25 protein-coding genes are annotated in these 23,879 nt (G+C 70.9%); 7 read left to right on the top strand and 18 right to left on the bottom strand.

Annotated features, from left to right (window positions below; all coding sequences use genetic code 11):
* Nucleotides 1-47: 47 nt before the first annotated feature.
* Both ACVCAG_RS13495 and ACVCAG_RS13490 read right to left on the bottom strand, forming a co-directional pair.
* Nucleotides 48-1,325, bottom strand: a complete 1,278-nt coding sequence (locus ACVCAG_RS13495) for a geranylgeranyl reductase family protein (protein ID WP_440083901.1) — start codon at nucleotides 1,323-1,325, stop codon at nucleotides 48-50.
* A 160-nt stretch (nucleotides 1,326-1,485) separates the two neighbouring features.
* Entirely contained in the window at nucleotides 1,486-2,211 is a 726-nt protein-coding gene (locus tag ACVCAG_RS13490; RefSeq protein WP_440083900.1) for a demethylmenaquinone methyltransferase, read from the bottom strand.
* A gap of 78 nt (nucleotides 2,212-2,289) precedes the next feature.
* On the opposite strand from ACVCAG_RS13490, the gene ACVCAG_RS13485 reads away from it, so the two are divergent.
* Nucleotides 2,290-3,633, top strand: a complete 1,344-nt coding sequence (locus ACVCAG_RS13485; protein ID WP_440083899.1) for a hypothetical protein — start codon at nucleotides 2,290-2,292, stop codon at nucleotides 3,631-3,633.
* Here the strand turns inward: ACVCAG_RS13485 and ACVCAG_RS13480 are convergent.
* On the bottom strand, nucleotides 3,617-3,814 hold the full coding sequence (locus ACVCAG_RS13480; protein ID WP_362834612.1) for a DUF4229 domain-containing protein: 198 nt from the start codon (nucleotides 3,812-3,814) through the stop codon (nucleotides 3,617-3,619). The genes ACVCAG_RS13485 and ACVCAG_RS13480 overlap by 17 nt on opposite strands.
* A gap of 263 nt (nucleotides 3,815-4,077) precedes the next feature.
* Here ACVCAG_RS13480 and ACVCAG_RS13475 point away from each other — a divergent pair, with 263 nt between their 5' ends.
* Nucleotides 4,078-4,317: a BldC family transcriptional regulator gene (locus tag ACVCAG_RS13475; protein WP_012887349.1), complete on the top strand. Its 240-nt coding sequence runs from the start codon at nucleotides 4,078-4,080 to the stop codon at nucleotides 4,315-4,317.
* Between the two features lie 263 nt (nucleotides 4,318-4,580).
* Here the strand turns inward: ACVCAG_RS13475 and ACVCAG_RS13470 are convergent, their stop codons facing one another.
* Both ACVCAG_RS13470 and ACVCAG_RS13465 read right to left on the bottom strand, forming a co-directional pair.
* Nucleotides 4,581-4,820 carry a hypothetical protein gene (locus tag ACVCAG_RS13470; protein WP_440067964.1) on the bottom strand — a complete coding sequence of 80 codons (240 nt, stop codon included), beginning with the start codon at nucleotides 4,818-4,820 and terminating at the stop codon, nucleotides 4,581-4,583.
* A 9-nt stretch (nucleotides 4,821-4,829) separates the two neighbouring features.
* Nucleotides 4,830-5,666 carry a hypothetical protein gene (locus tag ACVCAG_RS13465; RefSeq protein WP_440083898.1) on the bottom strand — a complete coding sequence of 279 codons (837 nt, stop codon included), beginning with the start codon at nucleotides 5,664-5,666 and terminating at the stop codon, nucleotides 4,830-4,832.
* Nucleotides 5,667-5,779: 113 nt separating this feature from the next.
* Here ACVCAG_RS13465 and ACVCAG_RS13460 point away from each other — a divergent pair, with 113 nt between their 5' ends.
* Nucleotides 5,780-6,079, top strand: coding sequence for a PLD nuclease N-terminal domain-containing protein (locus ACVCAG_RS13460; protein WP_440083897.1), 300 nt, complete (start codon nucleotides 5,780-5,782; stop codon nucleotides 6,077-6,079).
* A gap of 184 nt (nucleotides 6,080-6,263) precedes the next feature.
* Here the strand turns inward: ACVCAG_RS13460 and ccsA are convergent, their stop codons facing one another.
* Genes ccsA through ACVCAG_RS13435 form a run of 5 tightly spaced genes read right to left on the bottom strand, consistent with a single transcriptional unit; the run spans nucleotide 6,264 to nucleotide 10,813 of the window.
* Nucleotides 6,264-7,226 carry a cytochrome c biogenesis protein CcsA gene (ccsA, locus tag ACVCAG_RS13455; RefSeq protein WP_440083896.1) on the bottom strand — a complete coding sequence of 321 codons (963 nt, stop codon included), beginning with the start codon at nucleotides 7,224-7,226 and terminating at the stop codon, nucleotides 6,264-6,266.
* Nucleotides 7,216-8,787: a cytochrome c biogenesis protein ResB gene (gene resB, locus ACVCAG_RS13450; protein WP_440083895.1), complete on the bottom strand. Its 1,572-nt coding sequence runs from the start codon at nucleotides 8,785-8,787 to the stop codon at nucleotides 7,216-7,218. Before resB ends, ccsA begins: the two co-directional genes overlap by 11 nt.
* Nucleotides 8,787-9,521 (bottom strand): cytochrome c biogenesis protein CcdA, encoded by a 735-nt coding sequence (locus ACVCAG_RS13445; protein WP_440083894.1) that lies wholly within the window; start codon nucleotides 9,519-9,521, stop codon nucleotides 8,787-8,789. The genes resB and ACVCAG_RS13445 overlap by 1 nt, the downstream gene beginning before the upstream one ends.
* A 27-nt stretch (nucleotides 9,522-9,548) precedes the next feature.
* Nucleotides 9,549-10,118, bottom strand: coding sequence for a redoxin domain-containing protein (locus ACVCAG_RS13440; protein ID WP_440083893.1), 570 nt, complete (start codon nucleotides 10,116-10,118; stop codon nucleotides 9,549-9,551).
* A 56-nt stretch (nucleotides 10,119-10,174) separates the two neighbouring features.
* Complete coding sequence (locus ACVCAG_RS13435; protein WP_440083892.1) at nucleotides 10,175-10,813, bottom strand: histidine phosphatase family protein; 639 nt, start codon at nucleotides 10,811-10,813, stop codon at nucleotides 10,175-10,177.
* Nucleotides 10,814-10,898: 85 nt separating this feature from the next.
* Between ACVCAG_RS13435 and ACVCAG_RS13430 the strand changes: the two genes are divergently transcribed.
* Complete coding sequence (locus ACVCAG_RS13430) at nucleotides 10,899-11,765, top strand: EamA family transporter (protein ID WP_440083891.1); 867 nt, start codon at nucleotides 10,899-10,901, stop codon at nucleotides 11,763-11,765.
* A 12-nt stretch (nucleotides 11,766-11,777) separates the two neighbouring features.
* Here ACVCAG_RS13430 and ACVCAG_RS13425 read toward each other — a convergent pair whose 3' ends face one another.
* Nucleotides 11,778-12,773, bottom strand: a complete 996-nt coding sequence (locus tag ACVCAG_RS13425; protein WP_440083890.1) for a LysR substrate-binding domain-containing protein — start codon at nucleotides 12,771-12,773, stop codon at nucleotides 11,778-11,780.
* A gap of 74 nt (nucleotides 12,774-12,847) precedes the next feature.
* On the opposite strand from ACVCAG_RS13425, the gene ACVCAG_RS13420 reads away from it, so the two are divergent.
* Nucleotides 12,848-13,765, top strand: a complete 918-nt coding sequence (locus tag ACVCAG_RS13420) for an EamA family transporter (protein WP_447189890.1) — start codon at nucleotides 12,848-12,850, stop codon at nucleotides 13,763-13,765.
* A 42-nt stretch (nucleotides 13,766-13,807) separates the two neighbouring features.
* Nucleotides 13,808-14,404: a Uma2 family endonuclease gene (locus ACVCAG_RS13415; protein ID WP_440083888.1), complete on the top strand. Its 597-nt coding sequence runs from the start codon at nucleotides 13,808-13,810 to the stop codon at nucleotides 14,402-14,404.
* 427 nt (nucleotides 14,405-14,831) lie between these two features.
* Here the strand turns inward: ACVCAG_RS13415 and hemL are convergent, their stop codons facing one another.
* The 7 genes from hemL to ACVCAG_RS13380 all read right to left on the bottom strand — a co-directional run bounded on the left by hemL (nucleotide 14,832) and on the right by ACVCAG_RS13380 (nucleotide 23,202).
* A complete protein-coding gene (gene hemL, locus ACVCAG_RS13410) occupies nucleotides 14,832-16,130 on the bottom strand; it encodes a glutamate-1-semialdehyde 2,1-aminomutase (protein WP_440083887.1) in 1,299 nt (432 codons plus the stop codon).
* Nucleotides 16,131-16,200: 70 nt separating this feature from the next.
* Nucleotides 16,201-16,842, bottom strand: a complete 642-nt coding sequence (locus tag ACVCAG_RS13405) for a bifunctional DNA primase/polymerase (protein ID WP_440083886.1) — start codon at nucleotides 16,840-16,842, stop codon at nucleotides 16,201-16,203.
* Between the two features lie 193 nt (nucleotides 16,843-17,035).
* On the bottom strand, nucleotides 17,036-18,022 hold the full coding sequence (gene hemB / locus ACVCAG_RS13400; RefSeq protein WP_440083885.1) for a porphobilinogen synthase: 987 nt from the start codon (nucleotides 18,020-18,022) through the stop codon (nucleotides 17,036-17,038).
* Nucleotides 18,023-18,307: 285 nt separating this feature from the next.
* A complete protein-coding gene (locus ACVCAG_RS13395) occupies nucleotides 18,308-19,888 on the bottom strand; it encodes a uroporphyrinogen-III synthase (RefSeq protein WP_440083884.1) in 1,581 nt (526 codons plus the stop codon).
* Complete coding sequence (hemC, locus tag ACVCAG_RS13390) at nucleotides 19,885-20,757, bottom strand: hydroxymethylbilane synthase (protein WP_440083883.1); 873 nt, start codon at nucleotides 20,755-20,757, stop codon at nucleotides 19,885-19,887. Before hemC ends, ACVCAG_RS13395 begins: the two co-directional genes overlap by 4 nt.
* 44 nt (nucleotides 20,758-20,801) lie before the next feature.
* Complete coding sequence (locus tag ACVCAG_RS13385) at nucleotides 20,802-22,142, bottom strand: glutamyl-tRNA reductase (protein ID WP_447189889.1); 1,341 nt, start codon at nucleotides 22,140-22,142, stop codon at nucleotides 20,802-20,804.
* Between the two features lie 352 nt (nucleotides 22,143-22,494).
* A complete protein-coding gene (locus ACVCAG_RS13380; RefSeq protein WP_362690118.1) occupies nucleotides 22,495-23,202 on the bottom strand; it encodes a redox-sensing transcriptional repressor Rex in 708 nt (235 codons plus the stop codon).
* Nucleotides 23,203-23,495: 293 nt separating this feature from the next.
* Here ACVCAG_RS13380 and ACVCAG_RS13375 point away from each other — a divergent pair, with 293 nt between their 5' ends.
* Entirely contained in the window at nucleotides 23,496-23,744 is a 249-nt protein-coding gene (locus ACVCAG_RS13375) for a glutaredoxin family protein (RefSeq protein ID WP_362690115.1), read from the top strand.
* The last annotated feature ends 135 nt before the right edge of the window (nucleotides 23,745-23,879 follow it).

The raw sequence follows: 23,879 nt of genomic DNA, 5'->3' as shown, positions 1-23,879 counted from the left end.
CAGGGCGATCATCGCCCCCGGTTCCAGGTGTCCGGCCCTCGTCGCTCTCATGCCGGTGGCGCCACCTTCGACAGGGCGTTGATGATGCGGTCGGACGCGTCACCCCGCCGGTCGGTGAGATTAGCAAGGAGCTTGAGCGCGAACCGCATCAGGTGGGGGTGCGGCAGCGCGTGACGCGTCGCGAAGTTCATCACACCGCGGTGCCCGATCAGCTCCACGAATCCCCTGCCGAGGGTGAAGTAACCACCGTATGCGTCTTTCAACGTCCGAGGGTAGGCGCGCAGCACGCGCTCCCGCTGCGCGGGGGTGACCCTGCCGAGCGCCTGGACGATCGTCTCGGCGGCGATGTGGCCGGTCTCCATCGCGTACGCGATGCCCTCGCCGTTGAACGGGTTGATCATCCCGCCGGCGTCGCCGACCAGCACCAGGCCCCGCGTGTAGTGCGGCTGGCGGTTGAAGGCCATCGGCAGCGCGGCGCCCCTGATGGGGGTCGTCATGTTCTCCTCGACGTAGCCCCACTCTGGGGGCATGCCCTTCACCCAGCGCTTGAGCAGGTCGCGGTAGTCCATGCCCTTGAAGGACTCGCTGGTGTTCAGCAGCCCCAGGCCCACGTTGGAGGTGCCGTCGCCGACACCGAAGATCCAGCCGTAGCCGGGCAGCAGGGTGTCGCCGTCCCACAGCTCCAGCCAGGTCTCCAGGTAGTCGTCGTCGTGGCGGGGGCTCTCGAAGTACGTCCGCACCGCGACGCCCATCGGGCGGTCCTCGCGCTTGTGCAGCCCCATCGCCAGGGAGATGCGGGTGGAGTTGCCGTCGGCGGCGACCACCAGCCGGGAGCGGTAGGTGACCTCCTCGCCGTCCCGCTTGGCGACCACGCCGACGATGTGCCCGCTGCGGTCGTCGAGGACCGGGGCGGTGACGTTCACCCCCTGCAGCAGGCGGACGCCCGCCTTGACCGCGTTGGCGGCCAGGATCTCGTCGAAGTCCTGGCGGGTGCGCACCAGGCCGAAGTCGGGGAAGCTCGACAGCTCCGGCCAGTCGAGCTCGAAGCGCATCCCGCCGCCGACCACGCGCAGGCCCTTGTTGCGGACCCAGCCGGGGGCGTCGATGTCGATCCCCATCGCGATGAGCTGCTTGACCGCTCGGGGCGTCAGCCCGTCGCCGCAGACCTTCTCGCGGGGGAAGGTGGTCTTCTCGAGCAGCAGGACGTCGAGCCCGGCCTGCGCGAGGTGGAATGCGGTTGTCGAACCGGCGGGCCCGGCGCCGACGACGATGACGTCGGCGTCAGCCTCAGCGACTTTCCGCTGTGTGGCGGCTGGCACGGTCACGGGACCTGTCCTGTCCTACACGCTGTGGGGGCCTCGGAGTGAGGGGCCTTTCGTTCCTTTGTGAAGAGCTTCACAAACTTGTCGGGCCGAAGTCTAACGCCTTTGCGGGGCAAAGTGTCAGGCGGGTGTTGCCCTCGTCGCCAATCTTCCACGCGAGGCGCTACGCGGGCTTGTACGCGCGGTGCAGGGCCACGATTCCCAGGCTCAGGTTGCGCCAGGCGACCCGCTCCCAGCCCGCTCCCTGAATGATCCTCGCCAACCCCGCCTGGTCCGGCCAGGCCCTGATCGACTCCGCCAGATACTCGTAGGAGTCGTCGTTGGAACCGAAGAGCTTCGCGGCCCGCGGCATCAGCTTCATCAGGTACTGCGAGTATACGAGGTCGAACGACCTGGGCGTCGGGTGCGAGAACTCCAGGATCACCAGCCGCGCGCCCGGCCTGGCCACCCGGTACATCTCGCGCAGCGCCCGGCCGGTGTCGTGCACGTTGCGCAGGGCCGTGGAGATCGTCACCGCGTCGAAGACGCCGTCGGCGAAGGGCAGCCGCAACGCGTCGCCCGCGACGAAGCTGACGCCCCGCACCCCGCCCCCGGAGATGCCCGAGCCGCCCCTGCGCCTCACCCCGGTGCTCAGCATGCCGAGCGAGAAGTCGGAGGCGATGGCGCGGGCGCCCAGCGCGGTGAACGCGTCGGTCGACGTACCGGTGCCCGCGCCGAGGTCGAGGACCAGCTCACCGGGGCCCGCGTCGACGGCCGCGGCGGTGGCCTTGCGCCACAGCCGGACCTGGCCCAGGGAGATAACGTCGTTGACGAAGTCGTACCGCCTGGCCGTGCGATCGAACATCGCGGCGACCTCGTGCGGCTGCTTGTCCAGAGAAGCGCGCGTCATGACTCCCACCCTAGGCCCGCCCCGATAGTCCACGGAAAGTAGTCATTCCATCACCCAGAGCATGCTAAAAATTGTCGAATGTTTGCCAGAGCCACTTACCTGCTGGTCGCGGTCCTAACTCTGGTCCCCCCCGGGATCGCCGCCGCCGGCACCACGAAGCACAGCGGGATCGTCTCGGCCGATCCGGCGAACACCACTCCCCACGTGCTCGACGGGATCGTCAACGCCATCGCGCTGGTGGGCGGCACCGTGGTGGTCGGCGGCTCGTTCGGCGAGGTGCGCGAGGCCGGCAGCGCGGGGGCGGCGAGAGTGCTGCCGCGCGCCAACCTCTTCGCCTACGACCTGGCCACCGGCCGGATCCTGCCCGGCTTCGCGCCGCGCCTCGACCGCCCGGTCCAGGCCCTGGCGGCGGGGGTCCGCGGCACCGTCTACGCGGGCGGGCGGTTCACGAGGACCGGCGGCGCGCAGACGCGGGGCCTGGCCCTGCTCCGGCTCTCCGACGGCTCCCCGGTGTCCCGTTTCGGCGCCCAGGTCCGCGGCGGCACGGTCACCGGTCTGGCCAGGCTCGGCCGGCACCTCTACGCGGGCGGCGACTTCACCCACGTCGGCCCCGTCGCCCGTACGGCACTGGCCAGGATCGACGCCGTCACCGGCGAGGCCGACCCGTCCTTCACCATCGAGCCGGGCGCGCCCCGGGGAGGCAGGACCAGGGTCCACGCGATCTCCCTCAGCCACGGCAGGCTCGCGGTCGGCGGCGACTTCACCACGCTCGGCGGCCTGCCGCGGGCCCAGCTCGGCCTGATCACCGTCACCCCCCCGGCCGTCACCGCGCCGAACGCCACCGCGCCGGACGCCCCGTCGCCGGGTCTCGTCGCCTCACCCGCCGCGGTGGCGCCGTGGCGGACCGACGCCTACCGGGGCCGATGCAGGGCCGACTTCCCCGGCTACGTGCGGGGCCTGGACTTCGCTCCCGACGGGAGCCATCTCGCCGTCGTCACGACCGGCGGGCCCGGGGGGCGGGACAGGATGTGCGACACCGCCGCCCGGTTCGAGACCGGCGTCCCGTTCGAGACCGGCGTGGTGCGCCCGACGTGGGTGAACCACACCGGGGGTGACTCGCTGTACGCGGTGGCGGCGACGGGGGCGGCCGTCTACGTCGGCGGGCACCAGCGCTGGCTGAACAATCCGGACGGCCGCGACTCGGCGGGCCCCGGGGCGGTGGCGCGGCCGGGGATCGGCGCCATCCACCCGCGCACCGGCAGGGCCCTGGCATGGAACCCGACGCGGGACCGCGGAATCGGGATCAAGGCATTCCTCGCGCATCCCGGCGGATTACTGGTTGGTAGTGACACAACTCGCCTTGGTCACGAGTACCATGCCCGAGTCGGCATGTTCCCGTTGCCGATCACTCCCGATTCTTAGTGATTCGCTCGCTCATCGCGTCTCTCTGCTTCGAGAGCAGGACGTAACTGGCCACACCGCTGATCAGGAATGCGGCGATCAGCAGGCCCAGGGGCTCGCGCAGGCCGAGGATATAGAGCACTCCCAGAGTCACGGCCAGCAGACCGGCCCGGGACGCGGTGTAAACGATGACGGGGCGCACGGTGTCAAGGCTACGTCACCTCGCCCGCGCGGCCTCGATCGCGGTGGCCGCACGGGTAACTCTTCGCATCTACTGCGAGCGCTGCTAGTCTTCCCAAGAGATCTGTTTCGTAAAGAAACACCCACGAGAGTCCCAAAAAGGCTCTATCATATAACAATCGGGCAGGCAGTAGATAACAACCCGTGATCTTTGTTGAAAACCACGGATAAATCAGGCTTCGCTCGGCACACTGGTTACCTGTCCGCCCGCTGGCAGGAAGCGGGATGCGAGGGGGAGAGATTGTGGAGAGTAGCAGCGAGCGTCTGCTGACGCCCGGAGAGGTTGCCGCCCTCTTCCGGGTCGACCCAAAGACGGTTACACGCTGGGCCGCGGCAGGCCGTATCAGCAGCATCCGTACCCCCGGAGGGCACCGGCGTTTCCGCGAGTCGGAAGTGCACGCCCTTCTGCGTGGAGAGGACGTCTTGACGGCCGAACGGCCGGCAGGCGAGTCCCCGCGCGTCTGACGACTTAGGACGTCACACCATCGGTGATCCTGCGCGCCTTACCCGGAAGCCGCAGGGTCACCGTGGAGTCGTGTGAGGTACGACACGACACGGACGGTGACCTCCCCCGTCACCGGGCCACCCGCGCCGCCGGGCCCGCCGCGTTCCGCGTCCGGAACCACCCGGCGCGCCCCGGCCCCGATCCCCCGGTACCGGCTCTCCCGCCCGGCCCAAGCCCCCGGCCTCGAAGCCGGCCCAGGCCCCCGCCGCGGCCTCGAAGCCCTTCAGGTCTCCTGCTCGGCCTTGAAGGCCAGGAACTCCCGCTCCAGCTCGTCGTTCTCCTCCAGCCACCGCCGCCGCCGCTCGGCCCACTCCTCCTCGGTGAGCGACTCGGCCAGCCAGCGGTCGTAGTCGGGATCCCCCGGAGAGACCTCCACGTAGGCATTGCCGATCAGACGCCCGTCATCGCTGGCCAGGGTCTGCGGCACGCGCAGGGTCCCGTCAGCGAGTCTGACGACGTACATCCAGATCACCTAGATTCCGTAGCGCCGGTTGAAGAACAACATGACGTTGAGCGCCATTCGCGTGTCGCCGCCCAGCATGTCGACCAGTGCGGGGCGCTGCCGGGAGACGATCGCGGCGAAGGCGTCGGCGAAGAACTCCTTGCGGCCCAGGTCGCCCGACTGGAGATGGAACCCCGAGGCCAGCGCGGGGACGCACTGGGCGTAGAGGGCGGCGAACTCCGGGGAGTCGGAGACCCAGTCGCCGTGGGGGGCGTCCACGTCGTCCAGGGCGTGCCCGACCTCGTGCATCATCACGTCGGGGGTGGGCGAGGGCCGGTCTCCCACCACGATCTTGCGGTCGCCGTACGCCCCCGCGCACACGTCCCACGTCGCCCGGCCCGAGGGAAGCGGCGCGCCGCGCAGGTATCCCATGTCGTCCAGGTCGGGCACCCCGCCCGCGCCGACGTAGATGCCGTCGAGACCGTCGGCCAGCTTGTCCTTCAGCCCGTCGGGCAGCCTCGCCAGGCTCTCCACAGCCCGTACGACCTCGGGGGGCGGTGTCTCCCTCCGAGAGTCCCACTGGCGGTGCAGGATGCGCTCCAGGCGCCCGCAGTGGCGCAGGCCGTCGCCCAGGTCCGGGGTGTCGGGGGAGTTGGGCTGGGCCCGGGGGCTCTCATCGTCGAGCTCGAAGTCCTTCCAGGTGTACTGCGGCCGGTCGGCCACCGGGGCCGTGACCGTCCCGACCCGGCGCTCGGCCTCGCGGGGGACCTCACGCGGAGCCTCCCTGAGGGCACTCTCCGCACGCGTGGTCGGACCTCGCTGCCACCACCGCCGTCGATGGCGGCCCTTGTCGCCCGAATGTGCCATCACACCCCCTGGGGAAGTGGCAACGGGTCCACGGTACGGGGTCGGACCCTTGCCAGTCATCCGTAACGCGGAGCCGGACCGCAGCAGGCCTCACGATGGCTTACAGTTCGGGCATGCCCCTGCTTGTCGGTCTGGCGATACTCGCCTTCTGGCTTTACTGCCTGTTCGACGTCATCACCACGCCGGACGAGGAGTCCAGGAACCTGCCCAAACTTCTCTGGGTGCTCATCGTGGTGCTGATGCCGATCGCCGGGGGAGCCTTCTGGCTGCTACTCGGTCGGCCGACCGGCCCCAGAGCGCCACGATCGCTCCTGTCCGAGGAAAGGCCGCCGCGCGCCGAGGCCCCGAAAGGCCCCGACGACGACCCCGACTTCCTCAAGGACCTCGACCGCCGCCTGCGCGACGACGACTGAGACGGCGATCGACCGGCCGGTGTGGCCGGTACGGCCGATCGACCGGGAATTCCGGCGCGGAAACCCTCCGGGAATCCGGCGGGAAATCAGCGTGAACTCCGGCGCGGGAATTCGACGGAAAATTCCAGCGTGAAAATTCGGCCCGAGGAAATCTCGGCGTCGAGAATCAGCTCGGTGCCGGGAATCAGCCGGGAACCTCGGCGTAGGAGTGCAGTCCCCCGAGGAAAATGTTCACCCCGACCAGGTTGAACAGCAGGCAGGCGAAGGCGACGAGCTGCACGATCATGGCCGCCTTTCCCTTCCAGCCCGCGGTGGCCCTGGCGTGCAGGTACGCGGCGTAGGCGATCCAGGTGATGAACGCCCAGATCTCCTTGGGGTCCCAGCCCCAGTAACGACCCCACGCCTTGTCCGCCCAGAGCGCCCCGGCGATGACGGCGAAGGTCCAGATCGGGAAGCCGATCACGATGGCCCGGTGCGCGACCCGCTCCAGGTCCCGCCGGGACGGCAGCCGGACCGCGGTGTCCTTCCTGACCAGGTAGAGGATGCCGGAGACTCCGGCCACGATGAACAGCCCGCTGGCGACGATGGCTGCGGACACGTGGATCGCGACCCAGTACGAGTTCAGCGCGGGCACCACGGGGCCGGCCTGCACGTGCAGGTACCGTACGGCGAAACCGAGCCCCAGCGCGGCGGCGACCGTGACGAACGCGCCCAGGAAGCGGACCGGGTAGCGGAGCTGCATGAACAGGAACGCGCTCACCGCCGCGAAGCACATCGCGACCACGAACTCGTACATGTTGCCCCACGGCCACCGGTCCACGGCCAGGCCGCGGGTGAGGAGGGAGGCGAGGTTGGCGGCCCAGCCGAGCCAGCTCAGCCCGACGGCCACCGGTCCCGCCCACACCGCCCAGGCGGGCGGCGCCTTCTCCGCGGGACCGCCCTCGGCGGCGGAGCCGGTGCCGTCCGGGGCGGCGCCCCCGCCGACGGTGGCCAGAACGGGCCGGTCCGCACGGGCCGACGCCCCCGCCGACCGGCCGAAGGCCAGGTCGAGGGCGTAGGCGATCATTGCGGAGACGTAGAGCAGCACCGTCGCCAGGATGAGCTGGTCGCTCAACGTGGCGAGGCCGGCGTCGACCTCAGCGGACATCCTTCACTCCTGAATCGGGAACTCCTGGGTTCAAAGCGGAGACGATCTCGGTGAACTCCTCGCTGAAATCGTCACCCTCGGTGCGCGTGAGGCCACCCACCTCGACCTCGCGGCCCTCGTTGATCCGCACCCACACCCTGCGGCGGCGGACGGTCAGGGTCAGTACGAGACCGACGACGGCGAGGACCGAGGCCACGAGCGCGGGCATCCGGCCCGGGTCGTGGGTGATCTGCAGGGCGATCCACTCCCTGACGCCGGTGAACTCGATCGAGCCCGCGCCGTTCGGGAGGGTGAGCTTCTTGCCGACCGCCAGCGGGTCGGCCTTCATGACCAGCGGCTTCATCTTCTTCAGACTCGCCTGATCGAGCTCGTAGACCGACTGCGGCCGGCCGTCCTTCAGGCCCAGGTCACCGGCGAAGGCGCCGTACACCTGGGCGGTGGGGTTGGCGGCGCCAGGGAAGACCGACACCCACTCGGCGCCCATCGGGACGGTCGTCGGCAGGAAGCCGACGAGGATGCCGAGCTGCTCGGGCTGCGCGTCCGGAACCTTGATCACGCATTCTGAGGTGAAGGTGGCGGGCTGGACGACCAGGCAGGGCACCGGCCCGTCGAAGGCGACCTGGCCCTTGCCGTCGGTGATCCTGAAGGTCGGCGCGTAGCCGTGGTCGATCAGGTAACTCAGCGTGCCGTTGACGTCCAGCGGCTCGTTGACCTTCAGGACGTAGTCGCGCGGGGCGGCGCCCGGGGCGTCCTCGACCTTGAGCCTGGCCTCGTAGTCGAGGGCCTGCCCCGCCTTCTCGCCCTTGGCGATGTAGGTCGCCTGGAAATCGTCGACGGTGAAGGAGAACGGCTCCAGCGACTCGGCGTTCACCTGCTGGCCGGGCATGTAGCGGTCGTAGGCCGCGACCGTGTTGGCGAAGCCCTCGCCCTCCACGACCAGCACGTTGCCCCGGTAGCCGTACAGCGCCCCGGCCCCGACCGCGACCAGCAGGCCGAGCAGGGCCACGTGGAACAGCAGGTTGCCGGTCTCGCGCAGGTAGCCCTTCTCCCCGGCGACCCAGCCGGGACCGGTGGTCACCCGGAACCGCCTGGCGCGCAGCCTCTTGACGGCCTCCTCCACGGTGAGGCCGGCCTCGAAGGAGGCGTGCTGCGGCAGCCTGCTCAGGTTGCGCGGCGCGGCGGGCGGCTTCCTGCGCAGCTCCCGCAGGTGGGTCGCGGTGCGGGGGAGCACGCAGCCGATCAGGGACACGAACAGCAGAAGGTAGATCGCGGCGAACCAGGGCGCCCGGAACACGTCGAACAGCCAGAACCTGTCCAGCCACTCGGCGAGCCGGGGACTGTCGTCGAAGTACTGGGCGACCTTGGCGTCGGAGACGCCGCGCTGCGGCCAGATCGAGCCGGGGATGGAGCCCAGGGCGAACAGGAACAGCAGGATCAGCGCGGTCCGCATCGAGGTGAGCGTCCGCCAGAACCAGCGCGCCCACCCCACGACCCCGAAGCCCGTGGGCCGCCGCGTCTCGCTCACCGCTCGCTCTCCCGTCCTCGGGCCGACGGACACCATCAGATCACCGGCTCGAATCCGCCGACCCAGCCCTGCGTCATCGCGACGAGCTGCTCCCAGAGCCCGGTGACGAGCAGCACGCCGACGACGACCAGCATGACGCCGCCCGCCCGCGTGATCAGCTGCGAGTGCCGGCGCACCGCCTTGAACGTCCTCAGCGCCCTGCTGTACGCCAGCCCGGCCGCCACGAACGGCAGGCCGAGGCCGAGCGCGTACGCGAAGGCGAGTATCGCGCCGCGACCGGCGCTGCCCTCGTTCAGTCCGAGGGTGAGCACGACCCCGAGGGTGGGGCCGATACAGGGGGTCCAGCCCAGGCCGAACACCAGGCCGAGCAGGGGTGCCCCGGCCAGGCCGGCGGCCGGGAGCCGGTGGATGCGGAAGTCGCGCTGCAGACCCGGGACGACCCCCATGAAGGCCAGGCCGAGCACGATCGTGAGGGCGCCCAGCACCCGCGTGATGATCGCGGCGTTGCCGAACAGGGCCGCGCCGAGGCCGCCGAAGAGCGCTCCCCCGGCCACGAACACGGTCGCGAAGCCCAGGACGAACAGCACGACGCCCGCGACCATGCGTCCCCGCCTGGGGTCGGCGCTCATGCCGGTCACGTACGACAGGTAGCCGGGGACCAGCGGCAGCACGCACGGCGACAGGAACGACACCAGCCCGGCCGCGACCGCGATCGGCAGCGCCAGCGCCAGCGAGCCGCTCGCGACGGTGCCCACGAGGTCGGCGTTCATCGCGGGCCCGGCCGTCGCCCGGAGCCGTTATCCCTCATCGCGGACCTTGGTCACGGCGGCGAGGAGGTCGCTGTACTTGACCGCGCCCAGGGCCCTGGCGGCGATCCGGCCCTGGCGGTCGATGATCAGGGTGGAGGGGATGGCGGCGGGCGGGACCGTGCCCTGGAAGGAGAGCGCGACCTTGCCCGGCTGGTCGAAGATGCTCGGGTAACCGGACTGGTGGCTGCGCTCGAACGCGAGCGCGTCGGCCTTGCGGTCCTTGAAGTCGATGCCGAGGAACTCCACGCCGTCGGCCTTCGTCTTGGCGGAGATGTCCTTGAGCACCGGCGCCTCGGCCCGGCAGGGCGCGCACCAGGAGGCCCAGAAGTTGAGCACCACGATCTTGCCCTTGTGGGCCGCGAGGGTCGCGGTGCCCCCGTCGAGGGTCTCCCCCTCCACCTTCGGGGCGACCTTGCGGTCCGCGGCCTGGAACAGGGTGATCTTGCCGTCACCGGCCACGAAGCGGGTGTCGCCGGTCTGCGGCTGCGATCCCTGGGTTCCGGCGCATCCGGCCACGGCGACGAGCAGCGCGGCGGCGGCGAAGGATTGTGCGCGCATGGGTGACGGAGGCTCCCTGTACTACAACCGGTAGAGCAATCACTGTACCGGCGAGGTCAGGCGCCCGGCACAGTGGGGCGTTTGACGAGCGCCGCCGCGGGCTCGCTGTATCCGACGCCGATCAGACGGTTTCCCTCGAAGGAGAAGCTCGTGAGGCTGGCGAGGCCGCACTGCCTGCGGCGCGGATCGTGCGGCAGGCGCCTGCCCTCGGCGGCGAGCCTGACGGTCCAGATCGGGAGCTGGTGGCTGACCATGATCGCCTCATGACCGCGCGCCGCGTCGCGGGCGGTCTCGATCGCGGCCCTCATCCGGCTGACCATGTGGGTGTAGCGCTCCCCCCAGGAGGGGCGGAGCGGGTTCCACAGGTAACGGTAGAAGCGCGGGTTGCGGAAGAGACTGTCACCCTTGCCGAGGGAGAGCCCCTCGAAGATGTTCTCGGCCTCGATGAGCCGCTCGTCGACCGTGACGTCCAGGCCGAAGGTCGCGACGAGCGGCGCCGCCGTCTCCTGGGCCCGCTCCAGCGGCGAGGAGAACAGCGCGGTGACATCTCGTCCGGCGACCGTCTTGGCCACCGTCTCTGCCATCTGCCGGCCGTTGTCGGAGAGGTGGTAGTCGGGAAGCCTGCCGTACAGGACATTGGCGGGATTGTGCACCTCACCGTGGCGCAGGAGGTGAACGACGGTGGTCTCAGGCATAGTGTCGCCAGCCTACCGACAAGTACGGGTTGGTGGTCGGGCAGGTGGGCGACCCGGGTCGGATGGGGCGGGATAGGGTCACCGCGTGAGCCCCCTCGCGCTCGCCCTCGTCCTCTCCTCCGCCGTCGCCCACGCCTGCTGGAACCTGATGAGCAAGCAGGCGGCCGAGGCCGACGGCGTCGTCTTCGTCTGGATGGTGGCCGCCGCCTCCACCCTGGTCTGGACGCCGGTCGCGGTGGGCTACCTCCTCCTCGGCGGTACCGGCCCCTCCTGGACCGGCCTCGGGGTGATCGCCGCGAGCACCACACTGCACCTGGGCTACTTCATGCTGCTGCAGCGCGGCTACCGGCACGGCGACCTGTCGATGGTCTACCCGATCGCCCGCGGTACCGGACCGCTGCTGGCCAGCCTGGTCGCCATCCTGTTCCTGGGCGAGCGGCCGGGCCCCGTCGGCATCGCCGGGATCCTGCTGGTCGGGGTGGGCGTGTTCCTGCTCGGCGCGGCGCGCGGGCCCGGCCGCCGGGACCTGAGCGGGATCGGGTTCGGGCTGGCCACCGGGCTGTTCATCGCGGCGTACACCGTCTGGGACAAGCAGGTCGTCAGCGCCTTCGCGGTCGCGCCGATCCTGCTCAACTACGGCGGCGACCTCGGCCGCGCCCTGGTCCTGACCTCGCCGGTGCTCGGCTCCCGCCGCAGGGGCCTGGTCCTGCCCGTCTGGCACGAGCACCGGGCGCGGGTGCTGGGCGCGGCGGTGCTGATGCCGCTCTCCTACCTCCTGGCGCTGACCGCGTACACGTTCTCGCCGATCAGCGCGGTGGCCCCGGTACGGGAGGTCAGCGTGCTCGTGGCGGTGGTGCTCGGCGGCCGGCTGCTGGCCGAGGGCGACCTGACCCGGCGGCTGCTGGCGGCCTGCGTCATCGTCGGCGGCGTGGTGACGATCGCCCTCGGCTAGCGGCACCGAACCCTAGAAGCCGCCGGAGCCGTCACCCGCAACCATCGAGGTCGCCGGGGAGGCCGTCGCCGGGACCGCCACCGGCCCGGCGGGCTCGGAGACGGGGCCGCGGAAGTCGGCGGAGACGGCCTTCAGCGCCTCGACCGCGGCCCGGATGGCCGGGCGGCGGGCGGCGTCGCTCCGCCAGAGCGCGTAGATCCTGCGCGTCGGGCGCGACCGGATCGGGACGACCCGCACCCCCGGCGGGACGAAGTCGCGGCCCAGCCGGGGAATGATGGCGCATCCCTGCCCCGCCGCGACGAGGGCCATCTGGGTCGGATACTCGTCCGCCATGCAGGTGATGTCCGGCTCCAGCTCGGCCGAGCGCAGCGTGTAGACCAGCCAGTCGTGGCAGACCGTGCCGGGCGAGGAGCTGATCCACTGCTCCCCGGACAGCTCGGCGAGCTCGATCTCGGGACGATCCGCCAGCGGGTGGGACGCGGGCAGGATCACGTCGGCGATGTCGTCGAAGAGCGTGGCCCGGGACAACCCCTCGGGGATCGCCACCGGGCGGTTCATCCAGTCCTGGATCACCGCGAGGTCGAGCTCGCCCCTGGCCACCTCGCGGACCTGCCGCTCCGGCTCGCGCTCCATGAGCTGGAGGCGAAGGTCGGGGTGGCGCGTGCGCAGCAGGGCGAGCGCGGCGGGCATCAGGCCCCGGGCCGCCGTGGGGAAGGCGCCGATGCTCAGCCGCCCCACGACCTCGCCGCGCAGCGCCTCGAAGTCGGCCTCCGCCGTCTCGACCAGCGCGAGGATGCGCTCGGCGTGGTCGGCGAGCAACCCGGCCGCGTCGGTCAGCCGCACGCCGCGCCCGTTGCGCTCCAGCAGGGTCGCGCCGGTCTCCCGCTCCAGCTTGGCCAGCTGCTGGGAGACCGCGGAGGGGGTCACCATGAGCGCCTCGGCCGCCGCACCCACGGAGCCGTAGACGGATACCGCGTGCAGGGCCTTGAGCCGGTTGAGATCCAACATGTAAGCAACCCTAAACGACATGAGCAAGAAAGTCTCACTTGTGCTGAAATATCGTTGGAAACGACGATTAGGGGATGCGTACCCGGCACTTCCTCCTCGCCGTCGCCCTCACCGCCCTCTGGGGCTTCAACTTCGTGGTCATGGAAGTGGGACTCCGGCACTTTCCCCCGCTGCTCTACGTGGCGCTGCGCTTTCTCCTCGCCGCCTTCCCCGCCGTACTGCTCGTCGGCGGCCCCGGGGTGCCCTGGCGCAAGGTGTTCGTGGCCGGGGCGACCCTCGGCATCGGCCAGTACGCCCTGCTGCTGACGGGCATGCGGGCGGGCATGCCCGCCGGGCTGACCTCCCTCGTCGTCCAGGTCCAGGCCGTCTTCACCGCCGTCCTGGCGGTCGCCCTGCTGGGGGAACGGCTCACCCGGCGGCGGATCACCGGCATGGCGGTCGCGTTCGCCGGTCTGGCACTGATCGCCGCCGACCTGGGCACCGGCGGCCCCATCGGCGCGTTCCTGCTGATCGTCGGCGCGGCGTTCTTCTGGAGCGCGGGCAACATCGCGGTCAGGAACGCCGCGCCGCCCGACTCGTTCCGCTTCATGGTCTGGGTCTGCGGGGTCGCGGCCATCCCCATGACGGCCCTGTCCCTGCTGGTCGAAGGGGTTCCCCGGCTGGAGTTCTCGGTGGAGGGCGGCCTGTCGGTGCTCTACGTGTCACTGGTCGCCACCCTCGGCGGCTTCGGCATCTGGGGCTTCCTGCTCCAGCGCTACGACGCCTCGGTGGTCGCCCCGTCCGCCCTGCTCGTCCCGGTCTTCGGCATGTCCTCGGCCGCCCTGTTCACCGGGGAGCCGATCTCCCCCGCCAAACTCGCCGCCGCCGCCCTGATCATCTCCGGAGTCCTCTACGCGAGCACCCGCGCCCGGTCTCTTCCCTCCTCGGTGTCCACTCCTTCCGTTCAGGCCGAAACGGGAGAGAATAGAACGAGGGCAACGGAGATGATATGAGTGAACACATCGAGTGACGGAGACGATGTTACGGTGACCGACGTGAGCGCCGCACTCGACTACTGGCCCGCCCCGCCCCCGTGGGGATGGACCGCCGACGATCTCGACAACCTCCCGGCGGAGGGACCGAACGGCGAACCCGACTTCTTCAAGCACGTCGAACTCATCGATGGAGCTCTCGTCTTCGTGTCCCCCCAGAAACGCTTCCACGAGCGCGTGCTGTTCGGCCTTCGCGTCGTCCTGAACGCCCAGGCTCCTGAGCACGTCGCGGCCGTGATCCAGATGGACGTCAAGCTCGGCCACCGGATGCGCCCCTGCCCTGACGTCGTCGTCGTCGACGCGAAGGCCGCCGATGACGACGCCCGGACGTTCTACACCCCCGGCGAGGTGCACCTCGCCGTCGAGGTGGTCTCTTCCGAGTCCGAGGACCGCGACCGCAAGACCAAGCCCTCCCGCTACGCCGAGGCGGGCATCGCGCACTTCTGGCGGGTGGAGAACAGCGGCGGCTCCCCCGTGGTCTACGTCTACGAACTCGATCCCGCCACCCACGCGTACGCCCTCACCGGCATCCACCACGACCGGCTGACCGTCCCGGTGCCCTTCCCGATCACCATCGACCTCGGCGACCTGCCCAGGTAGGCGCCCGGATCAGCCCATGCCGTCACGGCGCGTTCCCCGTACATCCCGTGAGCACCCACGACGAGCGAGCCCCGGCGAGCGCCCCCTGCGCTCCTTTCCGCACCGGCGCTTCAGCTACGGCGAACAACCCCGAAAACGGCCCCGTACGGATCGCTTCAGCGTCCCAGAGCCCGATGGGCGGCCCGAAAGGAAGCGACTACGGTCCGCAGGACATACGGCGAGACGGGTCGTGTGCGGAGGTGGGTGGGTGCTCCGGGCGGCTTATAAGAATCCGTGACCAGCGCGCCCGCCAGGCCGGAGGCCTGACGCACCGGAGCCGCCACCGACGACGGCCGCCCGGAGCACCCACCCACCGGAGCGCGCATCTACCAAAGCCCCCACCGGAGCCCGAGCCCATCCAAGCCTCTTTAAACGAACACTCGCACCGCTAACCAGAAACAGAAGCGGCGGCCTTCGCGGCGACCGGAAGAGCCTCGGCGATGCGGGAGAGGGCCTCGTCGTCGTGGGCGGAGGACAGGAACCACGCCTCGTACGCCGACGGCGGCAGGTAGACGCCCTGGTCGAGCATGGCGTGGAAGAACGCCCGGTAGGCGGCGGTGTCCTGCTTCTGGGCGGTGGCGAAGTCGGTGACCCGCTCGTCGGTGAAGAAGATCGAGAACAGGCTCCCGGCACGCTGCAGGCGGTGCGGCACCCCGGCCGCGGACAGGGCGTCGGCGGCGGCGCGGCCGATGACCAGCGCCGCGGCGTCGACCCGGTCGTAGACCCCCTCGTCGCAGGCGCGCAGGGTGGCCAGACCGGCCGCGCAGGCCAGCGGATTCCCCGACAGGGTGCCCGCCTGGTAGACCGGCCCCTCCGGCGCGAGGTGGGCCATCACGTCGGCGCGCCCGCCGAACGCGGCGGCGGGCAGTCCGCCGCCCATGACCTTCCCGAAGGTCATGAGGTCGGCGTCGACCGGGTCGAGCCCGTACCAGCCGGACTCCGACACCCGGAAACCGGTGAGCACCTCGTCGACGATCAGCAGCGCGCCGTGCGCGGTGCACAGCTCCCGCAGCGTGGCGTTGAACCCGTCGAGCGGCGGGACGACGCCCATGTTGGCCGGGCACGCCTCGGTGATCACGCACGCGATGTCGGCGCCGAAGGTCCGGAACGCCTCCGTGACCGCCTCGACCGAGTTGTACGGCAGCACCACGGTGTCGGCGGCCGAGGCGCCGGTCACGCCGGGGGTGTCGGGCAGGCCGAAGGTCACCACACCGGAACCGGCCGAGGCGAGGAGGGCGTCGACGTGGCCGTGGTAGCAGCCCGCGAACTTCACGATCTTGGATCGGCCGGTGAACCCGCGAGCCAGCCGCACGGCGGACATGGTGGCCTCGGTACCGGAGCTGACCAGGCGGACCTTCTCCACCGGCTCCACCCGGGCGACGATCTCCTCGGCGAGCTCGACCTCACCGGGGGTCGCCGTACCGAACGAGGTGCCGTCGCGCAGCGCCTCCTGCAGGGCCTCGATGACGGCGGGGTGCCGGTGGCCGAGGATCATCGGCCCCCACGAGCAGACCAGGTCGACGTAGCGGTTGCCGTCGACGTCGGTGATGTAGGGGCCCTGCCCCGAGGTCATGAAGCGCGGCGTCCCGCCGACGGCGCCGAAGGCTCGGACCGGGGAGTTGACGCCCCCGGGGACGATCTCGCGTGCGCGGGCGAACAGGGCCTCGGAGTTATCAGTACGGCTCACGCCCTACAGGGTAGTCACCGCGGGACGAGCCTCCGCCCGTCCCGTACGGCCGCACCCGGCAGGGGACGGCTCACTCGCAGGTGTCGGCGAGCCAGTCGAGGACGCGCAGCGGATCGGGCAGCGGGCGCCCGTCGGGCGGGCGCAGCCACGAGCCGGACCCGCCGGTCGGCAGCAGCGAGGGCGGGGCGAGGACGTAGCTGTCGCGGCAGTGCCAGCGCAGGCCGGGCATCTCGTCGATGGTGGACGGGCCGAAGTCGAGGGCGCAGGTCCACCACTCGTCCTCGTCGTCGGAGGCGTTCCTGGTGGCCACAAAGAACAGGGCCCGGTCGCCGTTGACGGCGACCGGGCCCGAGGTGGCTCCCGCGGAGTCCATGTTCGCGAGGGTGGTGCGCCCCGCGGCGAGCGGTACGTCGAAGACGTCGAACACCCGCCCCGTGGGAAGGACCACGTTCGCCTCGGGCTCGTACCGCCACCAGTTGGTGAGCAGGGTGGGGTCGGTGGTGGCCTGCATCTGCCAGGCCCGCGAGAGCGGGTGGGCTCCCGGGTCGGGACAGCCGACCCGGTCGCACGAACAGGAGCGCGAACCGCCCTTCAGCGGCCTCGCGCCGGGACAGCTCGCCCAGCCCAGAGCGGCGTACTCCAGCACAGAATTGATCATCTGCTTCGGATGAGCATGCCGTCTACTTCGACGAACCATCGGTACCCCGACCATTGTGTCCTCCGTCGTCCGCGCATCCCGCGTGTCATCCGGATGCGATCGACCTGTCCACACTCTGGTCAGTGAAGAACGTCAAATACCCAGGGTCTACGCCACCTGGGACACATCCGCACCGGTTATCGCACTCTAACGCACGCGCTTCTCCACCAAGCGACGAACCTCCAGTTCTCGGCACGTGCCGTCGGTCTCATCTCAGTTTCGCGGCCACCTCGGTCGCCCAGTAGGTGAGGATCATGTCGGCCCCCGCCCTGCGGATCGCGACCAGCGACTCCATGATCGCCCGGTCCCGGTCGATCCAGCCGTTCGCCGCCGCGGCCTCGACCATGGCGTACTCACCGCTGACCTGGTACGCCGCCACCGGGACGTCCACGGCGTCACGCATCTGGCGCAGGATGTCGAGGTAGGCCAGCGCGGGCTTGACCATGACGGCGTCGGCGCCCTCGTCGAGGTCCAGCCGCACCTCGCGCAGCGCCTCGCCGACCGGTCCCGCCGCGTCCTGCTGGTAGGCGTTGCGGTCGCCGAACTGGGGAGCGCACTCGGCCGCCTCGCGGAACGGACCGTAGAACGCCGAGGCGTACTTGACCGAGTACGCCAGGATCGGGATCTGCTCGAAGCCGTCGCCGTCCAGGGCCGCCCTGATCGCCGCGACCTGGCCGTCCATCATGCCGCTCGGCGCGATGACCTGCGACCCGGCCCGTGCCTGGGCCACCGCCGAGGCCGCGTAGCGCTCCAGGGTGGCGTCGTTGTCGACCTCCCCGTCCGGGGTGAGGATGCCGCAGTGCCCGTGGTCGGTGAACTCGTCCAGGCAGGTGTCGGTCATCACCACCAGCGTGTCGCCCACGTCGGCGACCAGGTCGGCGACGGCGCGCTGGACGATTCCCTCGGGGTCGTCGGCGGCCGACCCCCGGCCGTCCTTCACCGCGGGGACGCCGAACAGGATCAGCCCGCCGACCCCGGCCTCGGCGGCCTCGTGGGCGGCCTTGCGCAGCGAGTCGCGGGTGTGCTGGAACACTCCGGGCATCGAGCCGATCGGGTTCGGCTCGGAGATGCCCTCCTTCACGAACATCGGCAGCACCAGCTCCGCCGGGTGCAGCCGGGTTCCGGCCACCATCCTGCGCATCGGTGCCGTACGGCGGAGCCTGCGCGGGCGCGCGACAGGGAACTGGGCCGTCATGCTGTCTCCCCCTCTCCCCGGCCGGTAGGGGAACTGCGGGCCGGAGGAGCTCGGTGTGTGTTCCTGGCTCGCCGCTCGACGCGGCGCGGTGCCGGCCGCGGCATCGATCGACGTGACACGGTGCCGACCGCGACGCCGATCGACGTGACACGGTGCCGACCAGCGTGAAGCGGTGCCGGCCGCGACACCGATCCTCGCGGCGGCGATCACGCCCCGCGGCGCTCGCCGGGGGCGTCGAACGCGGCCTGCCCGCCCATCGTGCGCGGGCGGGCGCCACTCTCAAGGTTACTTGGCGCGGCGCCGGGCTCCCCGCCGGGTCTGCGAGGGCCTGCGAGGGGTGTCCCCCGCCACGACGGCGGCCTGCCGCTGCTTGGCACCATACTCCGCCAGCGCCGCCGCGAGGGCGGAAGCCGAGGGCTTGTCGGCCATCACGTCGACGCGGAGCCCGAACTCCTCGGCGGTCTTGGCGGTCTGCGGGCCGATCACGGCGATGACCGTGACGTTGTGCGGCTTGCCCGCGATGCCCACCAGATTGCGGACGGTGCTCGACGAGGTGAACAGCACCGCGTCGAACCCGCCGCCCTTGATGGCCTCGCGGGTCGGGGCGGGCGGCGGCGCGGCGCGGACGGTCCGGTAGGCGGTCACGTCGTCGCACTCCCAGCCCAGCTCGGTCAGCCCGGCCACGAGCGTCTCGGTCGCGATGTCGGCGCGCGGCAGCAGCACCCGGTTGATCGGGTCGAGCATCGAGTCGTACGGGGGCCACTCGGCCAGCAGGCCCTCCGACGACTGCTCGCCGGACGGCATCAGGTCGGGCTTGACGCCGAAGCTCACCAGCGCCCGCGCGGTGCTGTCGCCCACGGCCGCGACCTTGAGCCCGGCGAACGCGCGGGCGTCCAGGCCGTACTCCTCGAACTTCTCGCGCACGGCCTTGACCGCGTTCGCGCTGGTGAAGGCGACCCACTCGTAGCGTCCGGTGACCAGGCCCTTGATCGCGCGGTCCATCTGCTGCGGGGTGCGCGGCGGCTCGACGGAGATCGTGGGGACCTCCTCGGGCACCGCGCCGTACGAGCGCAGCTGCTCGACCAGGCTGGCCGACTGCTCCTTGGTCCTGGGCACGAGCACCCGCCAGCCGAACAGCGGCTTGGTCTCGAACCACGACAGCCGGTCGCGCATGCCGACGGCCTCGCCGACCACGATCAGCGCGGGCTCGGTCATCCCCGCGTGCTTGAGATCGGGCGCGAGCCGGCCCAGCGTGGTCACCACGGTGTGCTGCTCGGTGGTGGTGCCCGCGCTGCTGACCGCCACGGGCGTCGAGTCGGGACGGCCCGCCGCGATCAGCGCCTTGCCGATCGGGACGGCCTCGGCGACGCCGTTGTAGATCACCAGGGTGCCCGTCCCGGTGGCGTACGCGGACCAGTCGTCGATCTGGGTCGCGTCCACGACCCGGAACTCGGGCACCGACACCGCGGCGGGGATGCCTGCGTAGGTGAGCACCGCCGTCGCCGGCGGCACGCCGGGCACGATCTCGAAGTCCACCTCCGCCTTGGCACAGGCCGCGACCTCCTCGGTGATCGAGGAGAAGAACATCGGGTCGCCCGCGCACAACCGCACGACGCCGCTGCCGCCCTTGGCGGTCTTGACGACCTTCAGCGAGACGGCGCCGTCCTCGGCCACGTCGACGATCTCGACGTCCTCGCGGCAGTGGCGCAGCAGCGGGCCGTACGCCTCCCGGTCGAGGATGACGACGTCCGCCTTGGAAAGCAGGTCGGCGCCACGCAGCGTGAGCAGGCCCTCATCACCGGGACCCGCGCCGACGAAGGCGACGAACCCGGACGGGCGCTCGAAGGTGGTACTTCCGGAGCTCAATGTGCTCGCTCCCCTATCAACGTGCCGGCCCCTTCCGCGATCATCTCGGCCGCGAGGTCGCGGCCGAGATCCATGGGCGCGGAAGAGCTTCCGGCGGTGGACTTGCGCACCGCGCGCCTGCCGTCGACGGCGACGACAGCGGCGGTAAGGATCAGATCGGGCCCGTTCTCGGCCGAGTACGCGCCCACCGGGGCGGCGCACCCCGCCTCCAGGGCGTTGAGCACCGCGCGCTCGGCGGTGACCGCGGCCCGGGTGCGGGCGTCGTCGAGCACGCTCAGCAGCTCGACCAGGTCGGAGCGGTCGGAGCGGCACTCCACGGCCAGCGCCCCCTGGCCCGGGGCGGGCAGCATCTCCTCGACCTCGAAGATCTGGGAGATCTCGGCGTCGCGGCCCAGCCTGCCGAGCCCGGCGGCGGCGAGCACGACGCCCTGCAACTGGCCGGAGGCCACCTTGCCGATGCGGGTGTCGGCGTTGCCGCGGATCGGCACGTAGTCGAGATCAGGACGGATCATCCGGAGCTGGGCGATCCGGCGCGGGGAACCGGTGCCGATCTTCGCGCCGGGCGGCAGGTCGGCCAGCTTGGCGACGCTCACCAGGGCGTCCCTGGGGTCGTCGCGCGGCGGGATCGCCGCGATGACCACGCGCGGGTCGGGCGTGGTGGGCAGGTCCTTCAGCGAGTGCACCGCGAAGTCGATCGCGCCCTCGATCAGCTTGTCGCGCAGCGCGCTGACGAAGACCCCCGTACCGCCGAGCTGCGTGAGGTCGGCCTTGGTCACGTCGCCGAAGGTGGTGACGCCGACCAGTTCGACGGCCACGCCGGTCAGCTCGGTGAGGCGAGCGGCGACCAGGCCCGACTGCGTCGTCGCCATGACGCTCCGCCTGGTCCCCAGCCGGAGCGAAGAAGAAACACCGTTCACAGGCCTGCCTCCTTCTTGCTCGGCTCGGTGTTCCTACCCGGCTCGGCGTCGATCGTCTCGATGCGCCTCACCGCTTCGGGCACCTTCGGGTCAAGATTGAACAGCTCGCGCAGCGCTTCGGCGTAATGATCGCCCGCGGGGGACTCCGCCAGCTGCTTGACGCGCACGGTGGGCTCGTGGAGCAGCTTGTCGACCACGCGCCTGACGGTCTGGCTGACCTCGTCCCTGACGCGTCCCTCAAGATCGGGGACCCGCGCGACGAGCCGTCCGAGCTCCGCCTCGACCACCTGGGCCGCCTTGCTCCGCAGTGCCACCACGGTCGGCGTGACGCGCGCGGCGCGCTCGGCCGACAGGTAGGCGGTGACCTCCTCGGCGACGATGCCGCGCACGGCGGTGACCGCCTCGGCGCGACCGCCGTCGTCGGTGCCGGCGTCGGCCTCGCCCTCCTGCATGGACTCCAGGTCGACCAGCGTCACACCGGGCAGCCGCCGCACGGCGGGGTCGATGTCGTGCGGCAGGGCCAGGTCCAGCAGGAACGTCTCACGGGGGGTCACCATGTCGGCCGTGATGACCACGTCGGTGGCGCCGGTGCAGGAGATGACCAGGTCGGCCTCCGCCAGCTCGGCCGCCAGGTCGCCGAATCCGGCGGCCCTGCCGCCGACCGTCTGCGCCAGCCGCACGGCGCGCTCGTGGGTCCGGTTGACCACCACGATGTCGGTGACGCCCGCCCGCTGCAGGGTCGCGGCCGACAGGGCGCTCATCGAGCCCGCGCCCACCACCAGGGCCCGCTTCCCCTGGAGGGGGCCGAGGGCGCGCTCGGCGAGGGTGAGCCCCACGCCGACGAGGGAGGCACCCGCCCGGTCGATGCCGGTCTCGGTGTGCGAGCGCTTGCCCACCCGCAGTGACTGCTGGACGAGCTCGTTGAGCGTCGGGCCGAGGGTGCCCTCCTCCTGGGCGAGCCTGAGCGCCGAACGCACCTGGCCGAGGATCTGCCCCTCTCCCACGACCATCGAGTCGAGGCCGGAACCAACCGAGAACAGGTGCTCGACGGCACGGTCCTCGTAGTGCACGTAGAGGTGGGAGGCCAGCTGCTCCATGGAAACGCCGGAGTGGGCGCTGAGCAGCCGGGAGAGCGAGGTCACCGCGGCGTGGAACCGGTCGACCTCGGCGTAGATCTCGACCCGGTTGCACGTCGAGACGACCATGCTCTCGGCGACGTGGACGTCCTGCTGGATGTCCTGGAGCAGCTTCACCAGCGAGTCACCGGAGACGGAGACCCGTTCCAGCAGGGCCACCGGTGCCGTCCGGTGGCTCAGGCCGACGACGAGAACGCTCATCGGCCCTCTCCCGCCTTCCGGTCGCCCCGGAAGGAGCCGCGATTTCGAGAGGCTCCCGAGTCCCGGGAGGCCAGGGAGCCACGAGAGGCTCCGGAACCGCGAGAGGAGAGGTGGCCGCCCGGGGCCTGGGCCGCGGCGCTCGCCGCACTACTGGTCACCCTGCTCATGCTCGCCGTACTCGTGCTCGCCGTCTCCGTATTCCTCCTCATACACGCCATCGTCATGGTGATCGTCATGCTCGTCGTGATCTTCCGGGACGTCACGGTCGTCCGGGAAAGCGTCATGGTCGTCCGGGAAGGCCGGGAGATGCCGTGCCCGTCAGCGTGCCCGCCGGCTCGTGCACCGTGCCTGTTCACAAGTCCACCGCCTCGGGCCACTCCTCGGCCATCGCGGGCCCCCCACTCATCCGATCCGCCTTGCGTTGCTCGTGGAACGCCAAGATCTGCAATTCAATCGACAGGTCGACCTTACGGATATCGACGCCTTCCGGCACGGAAAGGACGACGGGGGCGAAGTTCAGGATGCTGGTGACCCCTACGGCGACGACCCGGTCGGCCACCTGCTGGGCCGCCACGGCCGGTGTCGCGAGCACCACGATCGACACTCCCCGCCGCCTTATCACGGCTTCCAGCTCGTCGATGTGCTCCACATTCAATCCCGCGATGTGGTCGCCCACCACTTCGGGGTCCGCGTCGAGCAGCGCCGCGACCCTGAAACCGCGGGAGACGAACCCGCCGTAGTTGGCGAGCGCACGCCCGAGGTTACCCACTCCGACGATGGCGACGGCCCAGTCCTGGGTGAGACCCAGCTCACGGGAGATCTGGTAGATGAGATATTCGACGTCGTAGCCGACCCCCCGGGTGCCGTACGACCCCAGGTGGGAGAGGTCCTTGCGGAGCTTGGCCGAGTTGACGCCCGCCGCGACGGCGAGATCCTCCGAGCTCACGGTCGCCAGGCCACGCTCGGCCATGCCGTTCAGCGCTCGCAGATAGAGCGGCAGCCGGGCGACGGTCGCCTCGGGAATGCCGCGTTCGCGGGCTTGGGACAGACGGCGGATCACGTGCCGGAACTCCAGGGGGACAGGCGGCCGGCGCGGCCCGGACGCGACGGATGACGAGGTGAAACCACTGTCATTCAGGTTAGTCCTTTTGTGAACCGATGCACAAAGTGAGTGTTCACAATCTTGGCCGCGCCCCCCTCCGGTCCGTCGTCCGCCCCCTCACCAGGCCCTGGACCTGCGCGTACGGCGGGCGCGAGCCCCGTCGCCACCGGGCCTTTCCGGCCGCCGGAGTCGATCTTCGCCCCTCGCCGCGAGGACCGGCGCGTCGCCGCGGTTCGGCTACCGTGGCGGTCATGTCACCGCGAGACCATCGCATCACCCTGCTCGGCAAACCCGGTTGCCACCTGTGCGACGACGCGCGGGCGGTGATCGAGCGGGTCGCCGCGGACCTCGGCGTCCCGTGGGAGGAGCGCGACATCACGGCCTCCGAGGAGGACCAGGCCCGCTACTGGGAGATGATCCCGGTCACCCTCGTCGACGGGGTGCAGCACGACTTCTGGCGCGTCGACGAGAACCGCCTGCGCGCCGCCCTCGACGCCTAGCCACCGTCGGCGTCCTCGCCGCCCCGACGCCATCGACGCCCGCGATGCCCTGATGCCCTGATGCCCTCGATGTCCGAAGGACGCTCCCCGCCCGTTGGCGCCGCGGGTGACCACCTGAAACAGGCCACCCGCGCC

The organism is Streptosporangium sp. G12, from assembly GCF_052983175.1.
Note: the sequence above shows the minus strand (reverse complement) of the source record. Positions and strands in the feature narration are given on the sequence as shown.

What these genes read in the sequence shown, in the direction of transcription:
- ACVCAG_RS13470 (WP_440067964.1), bottom strand. Translation starts at nt 4,820, where the DNA reads ATGTACGTCGTCAGACTCGCTGACGGGACCCTGCGCGTGCCGCAGACC.
- ACVCAG_RS13425 (WP_440083890.1), bottom strand. Translation starts at nt 12,773, where the DNA reads ATGTTGGATCTCAACCGGCTCAAGGCCCTGCACGCGGTATCCGTCTAC.
- ACVCAG_RS13460 (WP_440083897.1), top strand. Translation starts at nt 5,780, where the DNA reads ATGCCCCTGCTTGTCGGTCTGGCGATACTCGCCTTCTGGCTTTACTGC.
- ACVCAG_RS13375 (WP_362690115.1), top strand. Translation starts at nt 23,496, where the DNA reads ATGTCACCGCGAGACCATCGCATCACCCTGCTCGGCAAACCCGGTTGC.
- hemC (WP_440083883.1), bottom strand. Translation starts at nt 20,757, where the DNA reads ATGGCGACGACGCAGTCGGGCCTGGTCGCCGCTCGCCTCACCGAGCTG.
- ACVCAG_RS13420 (WP_447189890.1), top strand. Translation starts at nt 12,848, where the DNA reads ATGCGTACCCGGCACTTCCTCCTCGCCGTCGCCCTCACCGCCCTCTGG.
- ACVCAG_RS13445 (WP_440083894.1), bottom strand. Translation starts at nt 9,521, where the DNA reads ATGAACGCCGACCTCGTGGGCACCGTCGCGAGCGGCTCGCTGGCGCTG.
- ACVCAG_RS13435 (WP_440083892.1), bottom strand. Translation starts at nt 10,813, where the DNA reads ATGCCTGAGACCACCGTCGTTCACCTCCTGCGCCACGGTGAGGTGCAC.
- ACVCAG_RS13490 (WP_440083900.1), bottom strand. Translation starts at nt 2,211, where the DNA reads ATGACGCGCGCTTCTCTGGACAAGCAGCCGCACGAGGTCGCCGCGATG.
- ACVCAG_RS13385 (WP_447189889.1), bottom strand. Translation starts at nt 22,142, where the DNA reads ATGAGCGTTCTCGTCGTCGGCCTGAGCCACCGGACGGCACCGGTGGCC.
- ACVCAG_RS13440 (WP_440083893.1), bottom strand. Translation starts at nt 10,118, where the DNA reads ATGCGCGCACAATCCTTCGCCGCCGCCGCGCTGCTCGTCGCCGTGGCC.
- resB (WP_440083895.1), bottom strand. Translation starts at nt 8,787, where the DNA reads ATGGTGTCCGTCGGCCCGAGGACGGGAGAGCGAGCGGTGAGCGAGACG.
- ACVCAG_RS13405 (WP_440083886.1), bottom strand. Translation starts at nt 16,842, where the DNA reads ATGGTCGGGGTACCGATGGTTCGTCGAAGTAGACGGCATGCTCATCCG.
- hemB (WP_440083885.1), bottom strand. Translation starts at nt 18,022, where the DNA reads ATGACGGCCCAGTTCCCTGTCGCGCGCCCGCGCAGGCTCCGCCGTACG.
- ccsA (WP_440083896.1), bottom strand. Translation starts at nt 7,226, where the DNA reads ATGTCCGCTGAGGTCGACGCCGGCCTCGCCACGTTGAGCGACCAGCTC.
- ACVCAG_RS13465 (WP_440083898.1), bottom strand. Translation starts at nt 5,666, where the DNA reads ATGGCACATTCGGGCGACAAGGGCCGCCATCGACGGCGGTGGTGGCAG.
- ACVCAG_RS13475 (WP_012887349.1), top strand. Translation starts at nt 4,078, where the DNA reads ATGCGAGGGGGAGAGATTGTGGAGAGTAGCAGCGAGCGTCTGCTGACG.
- ACVCAG_RS13485 (WP_440083899.1), top strand. Translation starts at nt 2,290, where the DNA reads ATGTTTGCCAGAGCCACTTACCTGCTGGTCGCGGTCCTAACTCTGGTC.